The following is an 11,693-nucleotide window of genomic DNA, read 5'->3' on the forward strand; positions in this document are numbered from 1 at the left end:
GCCCTTGGGCGCCTAGTGTTTAACCGTCCAACTTTGCGGGGTCAGTTCACCTTCGACGTGTCGCTTTTTATTTGTGCGCCTCGATGCGCTCGCGCTCGTGCGGCAATGCAATCCATGAAGGCAGACCGACGCCGTTCGGCGATCGGCCGCTGTGGCCGACGCGATGCGCGCAGCCGCTCAGAAACCCCAGAACATCAGCCACCACGCGCTATCGATCACCGCCAGCGCGGCGGCAAACCACGCGAAAGCCGCGAGCCGGCGCGGCCACGTCGCGTAGCGGCCCGTCACCTTCCATGCGAGCCAGGCGCTCCACGCGTTTGCGCCGACCAGAATCGCAATCCGCACATCGGCCGCCCAACCGAGCGGCACATGTTCGGCGCGCAGCAGCGACAAGGTCGTCGCCGACAACCCGAGGAACACGCCGGCACCCGCGATCGGAATCAATGCCTGAGCCAGATGATGGAGCCGTACGCGATCGAAGCGGCCGAGCATCAGCGTCGCGCCGGCCAGCAGCACGAGCAGCGCCGTACCGTACACGAGGCCCGTGCCGACGATGTAGCTGACGATCAGCCCGCCGTCGAGCCACGAGAACACGTCGTTGCGGTCCGGATAGTGCGTCAGCAAGAACCACGGCGCGTTGGTCTCGAGCGGCCACGTGATGTCGTGGTCGATTAGCCAACCGGCAAGCCACTGCTTGATCTGCACGAACCACGGACTGACCGTCCAGTGGAACGCACCGATCGCAACGCCAAGCAGACCGTAGAGGATCAGCGCGGTATCCCAGGGATTCGCCTGCTGCGCGCCGAGATTGACGACTTCATCGGACGGCGAGCGCCACGACAACGCGATCGCGTCGCGATGACCGCTGCAGCGGCCGCACATGTGACACGCGGCGGCGCCCTTCATGTTGCGCAGCGGCACGAGCGGCGCGCAGTTGATCGGAATCACGCGATGCCCGTGCTCGCCGTTCTTGTATGAGCGCCGCCACGCTTCCTCGTCGACCTTGTAGCGCATCGGCGCAAGCCGAGCGAGCAGCCCGAACACGCCGTTGACGGGGCACAGGTACTTGCACCACACGCGCTTCTCGCGACCGTACAGCAGCCCGATCACGATGGCGGCGGCCGTCGACCCGCCGAGGACGAGCAGCACGGCAAGCGGATACTGATACACGCTGACCATCTGGCCGTAGATCGTCGTGATCCCGAACGCGACGAACGGCCAGCCGCCCCACCGCATCCAGCGCGGAATGGCACGCCCGCGGCCGAAGCGGCTTGCATACTCGGCCAGCGCGCCCTCGGGACACAGCACGCCGCACCAGACGCGGCCGAGCATCACCATCGACAGCAGCACGAACGGCCACCAGATGCCCCAGAACACGAATTCCGCAGCGAGCGTCAGGTTGCTCCAGAGATGCGCGGAATCGTCCGGCAGCGGCGTGATCGCCGGCACGATGATCAGGAACGCATAGACGGCAACGACGACCCACTGGATGCCGCGAATCAGCGCCCCGTGGCGCTGCATCCAGTGGCCGGCCTGCGCGAGCCGGCCCGGCTTTGCTGCTGCGACGACGCTCATGCCGCGCGACCCGCTGCGACGGCCGGGCGACGGCTCGCACGCTTCATCAGCAGCCACACGACCGCCCAGTACAGCGCATAGGCGATCAGGTTCGTCAGCGCCGGGTGCGCGCGATAACCGGTCAGCGTCGCGACGAGCGAGCCGAACGTGCCGGAATCGTCGAGGATCGCCGACGTATCCCACACCTGCGAGATGCCGAGCGGCAGGATTTCCTTGTCGATCAGCTTGTCGACGCCGGTCTCGAACAGGCCCGCGCCGAGGAACAGCAGCATCACTTCGGTCACGCGGAAGAAGTGCCGCCACGAGAAGTACTTGCCGCCGAGCTGCAGCAGGTAGAAGGTCAGGAACGCGAGGCCGAGGCCGATCACGACCGCGAGCATCTGGCTGCCGTCGACATGGCCGGACTGGCCGAAGCCGAGGCCGTACAGGAAGATCACCGTCTCGCTGCCTTCACGGGCGATCGCCAGCGCGACCAGCACCGCGACGCCCCACCAGTTCGAATCGCGCGTACTTTGCTGGAGCGACTGCTCCATGTCGCGTTTCAGCGTGCGTCCATGCCGGCGCATCCACAGCACCATCTGCACGATCAGCACGCAGGCGATCAGCACCATCGCGGTCTGGAAATAGTCCTGCGCGTCGCCCGACAGCACTTCGGTGAACCCGACGAGCGCGGCGCCGAGGCCGACTGCCATCAGCAGGCCCACGACGACGCCGGTCCACAGGAAAGGCAGGCCGCGGCGCGCGTCGGCGTCGCCGTTCTTCAGCCATGCATACAGAATGCCGACGACGAGCAGCGCTTCGACGCTCTCCCGCCAGACGATGAACAAGATCTGACCCATCGATACCTCCTGACGTGCGAGCGGCGCATCCGCGCGCCCGCACGCAGACAAAACGTTACTTCGCGACGATCACGCCCTGCGCCTGCTGGTGGAAATCGTCGAAAAACTTGTATTCGCCCGGCGACAGCGGGGCGACGACCACGAACGAATCGGCACCCGGCGCAAGCACCTTCTCCTTGCGCAGCTGCACGCTCTCGAATTCGGCGGCGCCCTTGCCGGTGTTCTTGATCTCGATCTTGAAACGCTGGCCGGCCGGGACTTCGATCCGGGCCGGATTCAGCTTGCCGTCCGCCATCTCGAGCTTGAACGTCGGCAGATCGGCTGCGTACGCCGCGCCCGCGAGCCACATCGCGGCAGCGGCGGCGACGATTTTCTGGGGAAATTTCATCGTGGGTTCTCTACGCCGACGGCGCGCACGAAGCGCGCCGTCCGTGACCGATCAATACCCGCCCTTCTTGCCGATACCGGCGAACGGGAAGTCGTATTCGAGCGTGATCGGCTTGAACCACGGGCCGACACCGGTTTCCTTGTCGACGTGGCGGCCGAACGCCATGTGGCCCGACTGCATCGGCGGCTTCACCATCAGCGTGAGGTGGTACTTGCCCGGGCCGTTCAGCTTGACGTTGTCGCCGTAGTGCGGGCCGTCGCTCGCGACCATGCCCATCAGGTCGCCCTCGGCCTTCCACTTCGTGTCGCCCTGCTTCGTCAGCTTGTACGAGACCTGCAGATACGGCATCCAGTCGCCTTCCGCGAAGCCGGTCGGGTTGTTCTTCACCGCGTGGATGTCGGCTTCGAGATGGATGTCGGAATCGGACGCCTTGCGCATCATCCCTTCCGGATCCATCGTGATCGGCTGCAGATAGACGGCGCCGATTTCCATGCCGCCCTGGATCTGCTGCTTGCCGATCGGATATTCCGCAGCCGAAACCGACATCGCGGCCAGTGCCGCCATCACCGCCACCGACGTGCGGATAAACGAAGAACCCAACATGGACACTCCTTGTTTTTGTCTGACAACACGTGCGAAACGCCCGACCGGACGGCTCGCTGGAAACACTAACGCAACGAAGAACGTTAATGCGAACAATTCTCAATAATTGCGCAGTGTAGCACCGAACCGGTTTCCGAACAAACCGGAACGGCGGCAAACCCCTGATGCGACAAGGCTTACACGGCCGTTACCGGCAGGTTTCAGCGATGTTGGGAAAGATTTACCGGCCGCCGCTCACGTGATCGCCGACATTCGCGCCGAACACGCGCTCGCGCAGCAGCGCGAGCTGATCGCGCGTCGCGGCCGCCTTTTCGAATTCGAGGTTCTTCGCGTAGTCGGCCATCTGCTTCTCGAGACGCTTGATTTCCTTCGCGAGCTGCTTCTCCGACATGTCCTCGAATTTCGCGCGCTGCTGCGCTTCCTTCAGCTCCGCGCGCGCGTCGTCCGCGTTGTAGACGCCGTCGATGATGTCCTTGATGCGCTTGACCACGCCGCGCGGCGTGATGCCCATCTTCTCGTTGTACGCGATCTGCTTCGCGCGGCGCCGCTCGGTCTCGCCGATCGCGCGCTTCATCGACTCGGTCATCGTGTCCGCGTACAGGATCGCCTTGCCGTTCACGTTGCGCGCCGCACGGCCGATCGTCTGGATCAGCGAACGCTCGGCGCGCAGGAAGCCCTCCTTGTCCGCGTCGAGGATCGCGACGAGCGACACCTCGGGGATGTCGAGCCCTTCGCGCAGCAGGTTGATCCCGACCAGCACGTCGAACGTGCCGAGCCGCAGGTCGCGGATGATTTCCACGCGCTCGACCGTGTCGATGTCGCTATGCAGATAGCGCACCTTGATGCCGTGATCGGCGAGGAACTCGGTCAGCTGCTCGGCCATCCGCTTCGTCAGCACGGTGATCAGCACACGCTCGCCGGCCTTCACGCGTGCGTTGATTTCGGTCAGCACGTCGTCGACCTGCGAACTCGCGGGCCGCACCTCGATTTCCGGATCGACGAGCCCGGTCGGCCGCACGACCTGCTCCGCGATCTGCCCCGTCACGCGCTGCTCGTAGTCGGCCGGCGTCGCCGACACGAACACGACCTGGCGCATCTTGCGCTCGAACTCGTGAAACTTCAGCGGCCGGTTGTCGAGCGCCGACGGCAGCCGGAACCCGTAATTCACGAGGTTTTCCTTGCGCGCGCGGTCGCCGTTGTACATGCCGTTCAGCTGGCCGATCAGCACGTGCGATTCGTCGAGCAGCATCAGCGCGTCGGGCGGCAGGTAGTCGACGAGCGTCGGCGGCGGCTCGCCGGGCGCCGCGCCCGAAAAGTGCCGCGAGTAGTTCTCGATGCCCTTGCAGAAGCCGAGCTCCTGCAGCATCTCGAGGTCGAAGCGCGTGCGCTGCTCGAGACGCTGCGCTTCGACGAGCTTGCCTTCGCGGTGGAAGAACTCGAGCCGCTCGCGCAGCTCCTCCTTGATCGTCTCGACCGCGCGCATCACGGTGTCGCGCGGCGTCACGTAGTGCGACGACGGATACACGGTGAAGCGCGGGATCTTCTGGCGCACGCGCCCCGTCAGCGGGTCGAACAGTTGCAGCGTCTCGACCTCGTCGTCGAACAGCTCGACGCGCACGGCCATCTCCGCGTGTTCGGCCGGGAAGATGTCGATCGTGTCGCCGCGCACGCGGAATGTGCCGCGCTGGAAGTCCTGCTCGTTGCGCGTGTACTGCATCGCGATCAGCCGCGCGATCACGTCGCGCTGGCCGAGCTTGTCGCCGGTGCGCAGCGTCAGGATCATCTGGTGGTATTCGGACGGATTGCCGATACCGTAGATGGCCGACACCGTCGCGACGATCACGACGTCGCGGCGCTCCATCAGGCTCTTGGTCGCCGACAGCCGCATCTGCTCGATGTGCTCGTTGATCGACGAGTCCTTCTCGATGAACAGGTCGCGCTGCGGCACGTACGCTTCCGGCTGGTAGTAATCGTAGTACGACACGAAATACTCGACCGCGTTGCGCGGGAAGAACTCGCGGAACTCCGCGTAGAGCTGCGCGGCGAGCGTCTTGTTCGGCGCGAACACGATCGCCGGGCGGCCGAGCCGCGCGATCGTATTCGCCATCGTGAAGGTCTTGCCCGAGCCCGTCACGCCGAGCAGCGTCTGGAATGCGAGACCGTCCTGCACGCCTTCGACGAGCGTGTCGATGGCGGTCGGCTGGTCGCCCGCGGGCGGATACGGCTGATAGAGCTGGAACGGCGACCCTTCGAACGTCACGAATTTGGATTCGTCGAGCGTGTCGCCGATTTCGGCATGGTGTTCTGACATGGAGTGCAGCCGGTGCGGAGGCAAAAAAACTATTCTAGCGCTTCGCGACGGCGCGATCTGCTGCCGCCTCCCGACACGCGGCGGCCGGCCGACATCGCGATCGGGCACGTCGCTCCGGCGCGAATTCGCTACAATGACAGGCTGCTGCACTTCCCGGCGTCGTGCCTGCCCGTGCGGGCGCTGCAGCGCCCGCCTTGCCGGTTGAAAGCCTGACCCTCTTTTTACTACTGCCGAATCATCATGTCGCTCTTCTCCGCTGTCCAGCTTGCTCCCCGCGACCCGATCCTGGGCCTGAACGAAGCCTTCAACGCCGATACGCGTCCGACCAAGGTCAATCTCGGCGTCGGCGTCTACACGAACGAAGACGGCAAGATTCCGCTGCTGCGCGCGGTCCGTGAAGCGGAAAAGGCACGCGTCGACGCCGGCCTGCCGCGCGGCTATCTGCCGATCGACGGCATCGCCGCATACGACGCGGCCGTGCAGAAGCTGCTGCTCGGCAACGAGTCGCCGCTGATCGCCGCGGGCCGTGTGGTCACCGCGCAGGCGCTGGGCGGCACGGGCGCACTGAAGATCGGCGCCGATTTCCTGCGCACCGTGAACCCGAACGTGAAGGTCGCGATCAGCGATCCGAGCTGGGAAAACCACCGCGCGCTGTTCGAAGCGGCCGGTTTCGAGGTCGTCGCGTATCCGTACTACGACGCGGCCACCAACGGCGTGAACTTCGAAGGCATGCTGTCGGCGCTGAACGGCTATGCGCCGGGCACGATCGTCGTGCTGCACGCGTGCTGCCACAACCCGACCGGCGTGGACCTGACCGAAGCGCAATGGCAGCAGGTCGTCGACGTCGTCAAGGCGCGCAACCTCGTGCCGTTCCTCGACATCGCGTATCAGGGCTTCGGCGAAAGCATCGAGGCCGATGCCGCGGCCGTGCGTCTGTTCGCGGCAGCCGATCTGAACGCGTTCGTCTCGTCGTCGTTCTCGAAGTCGTTCTCGCTGTACGGCGAGCGCGTCGGCGCGCTGTCGATCATCACGTCCAGCAAGGACGAAGCCGCGCGCGTGCTGTCGCAGCTCAAGCGCGTGATCCGCACGAACTACTCGAACCCGCCGACGCATGGCGGTGCCGTGGTTGCTGCAGTGCTAGCGTCGCCGGAACTGCACGCTGCGTGGGTGCAGGAACTCGGCGAAATGCGCGATCGCATTCGCGCGATGCGCAACGGTCTCGTCGAGCGCCTGAAGGCGAGCGGCGTCGATCGCGACTTCAGCTTCATCAACGCACAGCGCGGGATGTTCTCGTATTCGGGTCTGACCGCCGCGCAAGTCGATCGTCTGCGCGAAGAGTTCGGCATTTACGCCGTCGCAACGGGCCGGATCTGCGTCGCGGCGCTGAACACGCGTAACCTCGACGTCGTCGCGAACGCCGTCGCGGCCGTGCTGAAGTAAAGCGGCAGCGCGGCAGCAGTCGTCGCTGCCCGCCGCTCAGCCGAAACAAAAAACGCGCTCTCCGGAGCGCGTTTTTTTATGCCATTCGCTGTCGCGCGCGCGGCAACGCGCGCAGCGGCGCTCGCTTTATTGCATATACCAGCCGTGGCTGACGACCACCGACTGACCGGTCAGCGCGGCGCTCGGGAACGCCGACAGGAACAGCACCGTCTGCGCGACGTCCTGCACGGTCGTGAACACGCCGTCGACTGTATTGCCGAGCATCACCTTCTTCACGACTTCCTCTTCGCTGATGCCGAGCTCCTTGGCCTGCTCGGGAATCTGCTTGTCGACGAGCGGCGTGCGTACGAAACCGGGACACACGACATGCGAGCGCACGTTGTGCTTCGCGCCTTCCTTCGCGAGCACGCGCGCGAGACCGAGCAGGCCGTGCTTGGCCGTCACGTAGGCCGACTTCAGCGGCGACGCCTCGTGCGAGTGCACCGAACCCATGTAGATCACGACGCCGCCGCGATCGTCCTTGTACATGTGCTTGAGCGCGGCCTTGGTCGTCAGGAACGCGCCGTCGACGTGGATCGCCTGCATCTTCTTCCAGTCGGCGAACGAGTAGTTCTCGATCGGGTTCACGATCTGGATGCCGGCATTCGACACGAGGATGTCGACCGAGCCGAACGTCTCGGCGACCTTGTCGATTCCGGTGTTGACGGCTTCCTCGTTGGTCACGTCCATCGCGACGCCGATCGCCTTGCCGCCGGCCTTGTTGATCTCGTCGGCGACGGCCGTCGCGCCGTCCAGGTTCAGATCGGCGATCGCGACGGCCGCACCCGCCTTCGCCAGCTCCAGCGCGATTTCCTTGCCGATGCCGCTTGCGGCGCCCGTGACGACTGCGGTCTTGCCGCTCAGATCTGCTGCCATGTCCGTCTCCTTCTGTTATCGGATCGATAAAGCCTGCCTGCGCCGCGCCCGCCTCCACCCGGCGGCCGCACCGGCGAACCAGCCGCTATTGTGCACGATCGGCGCTGCCGGCCGCGCGCAAAACGTCTAAGCTTAAGGTCGATCGAGTCCACGCAGGAGAGTCGCATGCACTATCGGCGCCTTGGCCGCTCCGGCCTGCAGATCAGCGCGCTTTCGCTCGGTTCGTGGGTCACGTACGGCAACCAGGTCGATCAGCGGATCGCGCGCGAATGTCTCGCCGCCGCGCGGGACGCTGGCGTCAATTTCTTCGACAACGCCGAGGTCTACGCGGGCGGCAGATCCGAAGAAATCATGGGCCAAGCGCTGAAGTCGCTCGGCTGGCCGCGTGTCAGCTACATCGTGTCGACGAAGTTTTTCTGGGGACTGGCCGAAGCGCCGAACCAGTACCACACGCTAAACCGCAAATATCTGCTGAACGCCATCGACGGCTCGTTGCGGCGGCTGCAGCTCGACTATGTCGATCTCGTCTACTGCCATCGCCCCGATCCGCATACGCCCATCGAAGAAACCGTATGGGCGATGAGCGACATGATCGCGCGCGGCAAGGCGCTGTACTGGGGTACTTCCGAGTGGAGCGCAGACGAGATCCGCGCCGCATACGACATCGCCGAACGGCATCATCTGCATAAGCCGATCGTCGAGCAGCCGCAGTACAACCTGTTCCACCGCACGCGCGTCGAGCAGGAATATGCGCGGCTCTACGACGATTACGGCCTCGGCCTGACCACATGGAGCCCGCTCGCGTCTGGCCTGCTGACCGGCAAGTACCGCAACGGCGTCCCGCCCGGCAGTCGCGCACAGGTGCAGGGCTATGACTGGCTGCGCGACCGCCTCACCGATCCGGCAAGCAACGCGATCGTCGCGCAGCTCGGCGACATCGCGGCCGAGCTCGGCTGCACGACCGGCCAGCTCGCGATCGCGTGGGTGCTCGCGAATCCGCGCGTCAGTTCGGTGATCACCGGCGCCTCGCGGATCGAGCAGATCGGCGACAACATGCGTGCGCTCGACGTCGTCGCGCGGCTCGCGCCGGACGTGAAGCAACGCGTCGAAGCGGTGGTCGGCGACGCGTACGAGTAAGGCGCGACGAGGCGCGTACCTCGCGTACAATACGCGGCCGCATCGGCGCCCGATCGCGCTGATGACCGCTTTTCCCGATTCACCATTCGTTCCAGGCCGCCCGCCATGCTCAGCTATCGTCACGGTTTTCACGCAGGCAACCACGCGGACGTGCTCAAGCACGCCGTCGTCGTTCAACTGCTGCGCTACCTGAACAAGAAGGACAAGTCGTACTGGTACATCGATACGCATGCCGGCGCGGGCGTGTATTCGCTGCGCGACGGCTATGCGGCGAAGACGGCCGAATACGATACCGGCATCGGCCGACTGTGGAACGACAAGAATCTGCCGGCGGCGCTCGGCGAGTATGTCGACGAAGTGCGCGCGCTGAACGACGACGGCGAACTGCGTTACTACCCGGGCTCGCCGTATCTCGCGTGGCGCTTGATGCGCGAACAGGACCGGATGCGCCTGTTCGAAATGCACACGACCGAAATCGACGTGCTGCGCCACAACTTTCGCGATGCCGGCCGACGCGCCATGATTTTCGCCGGTGACGGTTTCGAGGGCATCAAGGCGCTGCTGCCGCCGCCGCCGCGACGTGCGCTCGTCTTGATCGATCCGTCGTACGAGGACAAGAAGGATTACGCACGCACGATCACTTGCGTGACCGAGTGCCTGAAGCGCTTCGCGACGGGCTGCTATGCGATCTGGTATCCGCAAGTGACGCGGCCCGAGTCGCAGCGTTTTGCGGAACAGCTGAAGCGCCTGCAGCCGGACAACTGGCTGCACGCGACGCTGACGGTGTCGAATCCGCCCGCAGACGGGCTCGGCCTCTACGGAAGCGGCATGTTCATTCTGAACCCGCCGTACACGCTTGCCCAAAGCATGAACGACGCGCTGCCTTATCTGGTCGAGACGCTCGGACAGGACAGCGGCGCGCGATGCCAGGTCGAGCACCGCGGCAAGTGATCGGCGTTATGGCTGCAGCGGTCGCGGGCGCGGCGTGATGACGGCCGGCGAGCCGGTTCGCGATGCCCCTGCTGCCGGCACGTCGATGTACGGCGCGACGAACAGCGGAATCGACGAAGTGCCGGTCTGCCCTGCCGGCGCGCGCATGCCTGCCGGCTCGACAATCGGCTCCGACGATAGCGGTGCCGTCTGCAGAACCAGTCCGCCGCGGCCGTCCTGGATGCCGCGCTGAGTATCGAGGATCAACGGCTTCGACGACGTCGCAGCCGCGGCGACGAGGCCGTGAAGCAGTATCGCGGCACCCGCAATGGCGTGCGCGCGCGCAGCGCGGCGCCCCGTGAAACGCAAGCGCATGATCGTGCCCCCTGATTGAAAAACAGGCCCATACCATAGCGCCATACGGCGAATTTCTCCAGTTTCGCCGCACAAAAAAACAAAGCCCCGTCAATACGGGGCTTGCTTTCCGACCGGTGCCACACGGCACCTGGCGTTCACGGCAATTACCGCGAGTAGCCGTTGGTTTCGAGCGAACGGATACGTTGCTCGAGCTGGACGATGTCCGACGACGTGGCGAGGTAAGCCTCACGGCGCTCGCGCTCTGCGGATTCGAACCAGTTGCTCAGCTTTTCGACGATGTAGGCGATCATGATGTTCTCCACGGAAGGGGAACCCTGGCGAAGCGAGATTCAGGGATTTCCCGTATAGGGTTATCCCGAATTATAGCGATCCCACACCGCGATGCTAGTGAAATGCTTGCATGGCTGCCATTCCGTTTTGGAATGATGCACCGCCCTCTGTTCGTAACCCATTGATTTTTAAGGGAGTGGCGTAAAGCCTCGGTTCCGCGTGTCGAGCGCGCGCACTAATGTGGTTCACCGACGGGCTCGGCAAGTCGCGCCAAAATCGGGCATTCGGGTCGCGCGTCACCGTGACAGTGCGCAGCGAGGTCCATCAGCGTGTTGCGCATATCGGTGAGTTCGGCGATTCGTTTGTCGAGCTCGGCGACATGGCCGAGTGCGATCGACTTCACTTCGGCACTGGCTCGCGACCGGTCTTGCCATAGCGTCAGCAGCTTTCGAATGTCCTCGACGAGAAAACCGAGTCGACGCGCCTGGCGGATAAACCGCAGCGTATGGATTTCGTCCGGACCGTAGATCCGATAGCCGGCGTCGCTGCGCTTGCTTGGCGTCAGCAGACCGACCTGCTCGTAGTACCGGATCATTTTTGCGCTGACGCCGGATGCGCGCGATGCGTCGCCGATATTCATTCCATGCCCTCTTTCGCGATCTCGTTCGGATGACTGTCCGACAGATCTCGATCGTATCAAATCGTGGGGCTCGGCTTTCGGCTGCCGTTCGACATGGAAAGATGTGGCGTTCGACCGAATGTCGGCGGCGTCGGCTGCACGGCGTCGTCGATCGCGACGCGAGAGTGCATTTCGGCGCCACAAATGCAAAAACCCCCGCCTGCTGGGCGGGGGTTCCTGGCTTAGGGAGCCTGACGATTACCTACTTTCACACGGGAATCCGCACTA

General features: G+C 64.6%; 12 protein-coding genes. 3 read left to right on the forward strand and 9 right to left on the reverse strand.

The window, feature by feature from the left end; genetic code table 11:
• Nucleotides 1-177 precede the first annotated feature (177 nt).
• From ACSHSS_RS28515 to uvrB, 5 genes are all read right to left on the reverse strand, one after another.
• A complete protein-coding gene (locus tag ACSHSS_RS28515; protein ID WP_006402046.1) occupies nt 178-1,575 on the reverse strand; it encodes a 4Fe-4S binding protein in 1,398 nt (465 codons plus the stop codon).
• Entirely contained in the window at nt 1,572-2,414 is an 843-nt protein-coding gene (locus ACSHSS_RS28520; protein WP_006409594.1) for an FTR1 family iron permease, read from the reverse strand. The genes ACSHSS_RS28515 and ACSHSS_RS28520 overlap by 4 nt, the downstream gene beginning before the upstream one ends.
• 55 nt (nt 2,415-2,469) lie before the next feature.
• On the reverse strand, nt 2,470-2,802 hold the full coding sequence (locus ACSHSS_RS28525) for a cupredoxin domain-containing protein (protein WP_006402048.1): 333 nt from the start codon (nt 2,800-2,802) through the stop codon (nt 2,470-2,472).
• 51 nt (nt 2,803-2,853) lie between these two features.
• Entirely contained in the window at nt 2,854-3,405 is a 552-nt protein-coding gene (locus ACSHSS_RS28530) for an iron transporter (protein ID WP_445545837.1), read from the reverse strand.
• 220 nt (nt 3,406-3,625) lie between these two features.
• Entirely contained in the window at nt 3,626-5,716 is a 2,091-nt protein-coding gene (gene uvrB, locus ACSHSS_RS28535; RefSeq protein ID WP_006402050.1) for an excinuclease ABC subunit UvrB, read from the reverse strand.
• Nucleotides 5,717-5,956: 240 nt separating this feature from the next.
• Here uvrB and ACSHSS_RS28540 point away from each other — a divergent pair, with 240 nt between their 5' ends.
• On the forward strand, nt 5,957-7,156 hold the full coding sequence (locus ACSHSS_RS28540) for an amino acid aminotransferase (RefSeq protein ID WP_445545838.1): 1,200 nt from the start codon (nt 5,957-5,959) through the stop codon (nt 7,154-7,156).
• Nucleotides 7,157-7,282: 126 nt separating this feature from the next.
• On the opposite strand, the gene ACSHSS_RS28545 is transcribed toward ACSHSS_RS28540, so the two are convergent.
• The gene (locus ACSHSS_RS28545; RefSeq protein WP_006407926.1) at nt 7,283-8,071 is read right to left on the reverse strand and encodes a 3-hydroxybutyrate dehydrogenase; all 789 of its coding nucleotides are present in this window, start codon (nt 8,069-8,071) and stop codon (nt 7,283-7,285) included.
• 165 nt (nt 8,072-8,236) lie between these two features.
• Here ACSHSS_RS28545 and ACSHSS_RS28550 point away from each other — a divergent pair, with 165 nt between their 5' ends.
• Both ACSHSS_RS28550 and ACSHSS_RS28555 read left to right on the forward strand, forming a co-directional pair.
• Nucleotides 8,237-9,208, forward strand: a complete 972-nt coding sequence (locus ACSHSS_RS28550; RefSeq protein WP_006402053.1) for a potassium channel beta subunit family protein — start codon at nt 8,237-8,239, stop codon at nt 9,206-9,208.
• A 105-nt stretch (nt 9,209-9,313) separates the two neighbouring features.
• Nucleotides 9,314-10,159 (forward strand): 23S rRNA (adenine(2030)-N(6))-methyltransferase RlmJ, encoded by an 846-nt coding sequence (locus ACSHSS_RS28555; protein WP_175795655.1) that lies wholly within the window; start codon nt 9,314-9,316, stop codon nt 10,157-10,159.
• A gap of 6 nt (nt 10,160-10,165) precedes the next feature.
• On the opposite strand, the gene ACSHSS_RS28560 is transcribed toward ACSHSS_RS28555, so the two are convergent.
• The 3 genes from ACSHSS_RS28560 to cueR all read right to left on the reverse strand — a co-directional run bounded on the left by ACSHSS_RS28560 (nt 10,166) and on the right by cueR (nt 11,426).
• Complete coding sequence (locus tag ACSHSS_RS28560) at nt 10,166-10,513, reverse strand: hypothetical protein (protein ID WP_217044776.1); 348 nt, start codon at nt 10,511-10,513, stop codon at nt 10,166-10,168.
• Between the two features lie 146 nt (nt 10,514-10,659).
• Entirely contained in the window at nt 10,660-10,806 is a 147-nt protein-coding gene (locus ACSHSS_RS28565; protein WP_006402056.1) for a DUF3563 family protein, read from the reverse strand.
• Between the two features lie 215 nt (nt 10,807-11,021).
• Nucleotides 11,022-11,426, reverse strand: a complete 405-nt coding sequence (cueR, locus tag ACSHSS_RS28570; protein ID WP_006415577.1) for a Cu(I)-responsive transcriptional regulator — start codon at nt 11,424-11,426, stop codon at nt 11,022-11,024.
• Between the last annotated feature and the right edge of the window lie 267 nt (nt 11,427-11,693).

This window comes from Burkholderia sp. BC1 (assembly GCF_052683555.1).